Genomic DNA, 1,472 nt, shown 5'->3' with positions numbered 1-1,472 from the left:
GGCCTCAGACGCCGCGGCGTACCCGCGCTCATCGCCGCAGGCGGCGGCGCGGCTGTCGAGTGCGTCGCCGGGATCGTCCTCAAGTGCCGACCACAGTTCGACTTTCAGGCCGTCAGGGGAGACGCCCAAGTATTCCATGGTGATCGCTGCGCTGCCGTCGGCCCTGGTGTAATAGCTCTCGATCCTGCCGCGGCGAACGAACCCGGCGAACCTTCCTCCGTCTGAGTAGGTTACGGGGCGCCCCGCCGTGTCACGCTCGGGCGCGTAATAGAGTTTCACGTTCACTGTTGCTGGCCCCCGCCCTGCCTGCTGCCGCAGGCCGCGGCGATGTCCTCGCCTCGGGTCGATGTGCTGCCGTCGTTGTACCGCAGGCGCTGGTTCAGGACCTCGGACAGGATGGCGCGGCTGTCCTCGGTGTCGAACGTGAGGCCCGTGGCCTGTTCAAAGATGGCACCAACCTCGACCAGGCGGTGCGTCCTCGCCTTGCGCTCGGCCGCCGCCTGCCTCTGCTCGAGCTTCCTGATCTCCTTCTTGATCGCCGCAGCCTCGGCGGCCTTCTTCTCCGCAGCCGCCCTCTTCTTCGCGATCTGCTCGCTGATGGATGTCGTCATGCCCGTTCTCCTTGCTTGTCGTGGGGTGTCATTCACTTGCAAGTTTACCCCAATGCGCCGTACAATTTCACTAGTGGGACTCGTCACTACCAGAGGTAGTGCGCACTTCGCAGTACTTTTGCCGCGGCAAAAGTCCAGCGTGGCGTGCGGTCCTGCGGACGGCTCTCCGCCCACTCCATCGCGCCCGTTCGCCTTGGGCGGCTCACGTCCACGGTGGAGGGGCTGCGCGGTCGCGTCCCGCTCCCTTGCGCTCCGCGCTGCCAGCGCCATTCGCCGACCGCGGCTCATGGCACCAGCACCGCTGCGCAGGGCGCGACTGCGCCCTTTGCCAAGAAAGGAACTCGACCGATGGCTATCTATCACCTGAACGTGCGCGGCTGCTCCCCTGCCACCGGGGCGGGGGCCGTCAAGAAGGCTGCCTACCAGTCAGGCCAGACACTCATAGAGGAGCGCACGGGCGAGGTCTGCGACTACGCCAGAAAGGAACGCGTCCTGGACGAGGGCCTTGCCCTTCCCGCCGGCGTCCCGCCCGTGGGCCGCGGCGAGCTCTGGAACGAGGCCGAGCGCGTCTGGGTCGAGGGCGGCGGCGGCAAGACGCTCGTCGCGAAACGCTACGAATTCGCGCTGCCGATCGAGCTCGACGAGGACGGGCGCCGCGCCTGCGTGCGGGACTTCTGCGCCCTGTTCCCCGCGAAGGCCTGCGACTGGGCGATCCACGACAGCGCCCATGGCGGCAACCCACACGCGCATATATTGGTGTCCGCGCTCGACCTTGAAGCAGACGGTTTCGTGCAGAAAACCAAGGACGAGACGGGCCAGTGCTTCTATCTCTGCGAGAACGAACACGGGGACCGTATGCCC

General features: G+C 66.7%; 3 protein-coding genes. 1 reads left to right on the top strand and 2 read right to left on the bottom strand.

The features are described from left to right. Positions 1 to 279: hypothetical protein (locus AB5Z54_RS09830; RefSeq protein WP_368161414.1), on the bottom strand; the 279-nt coding region annotated here is incomplete at its 3' end. A 2-nt stretch (positions 280 to 281) separates the two neighbouring features. Further along, on the bottom strand, positions 282 to 611 hold the full coding sequence (locus AB5Z54_RS09825; RefSeq protein WP_368112890.1) for a hypothetical protein: 330 nt from the start codon (positions 609 to 611) through the stop codon (positions 282 to 284). Between the two features lie 348 nt (positions 612 to 959). Between AB5Z54_RS09825 and AB5Z54_RS09820 the strand changes: the two genes are divergently transcribed. Further along, on the top strand, positions 960 to 1,472 hold a 513-nt coding region (locus AB5Z54_RS09820; RefSeq protein ID WP_368161412.1), incomplete at its 3' end, for a MobA/MobL family protein.

Source organism: Collinsella aerofaciens, from assembly GCF_040910185.1.
GTDB classification, from domain to species: Bacteria; Actinomycetota; Coriobacteriia; order Coriobacteriales; family Coriobacteriaceae; genus Collinsella; species Collinsella aerofaciens_BF.
The sequence above is the reverse complement of the archived record's forward strand: the minus strand, read 5'-3'. Positions and strand labels throughout refer to the sequence as shown.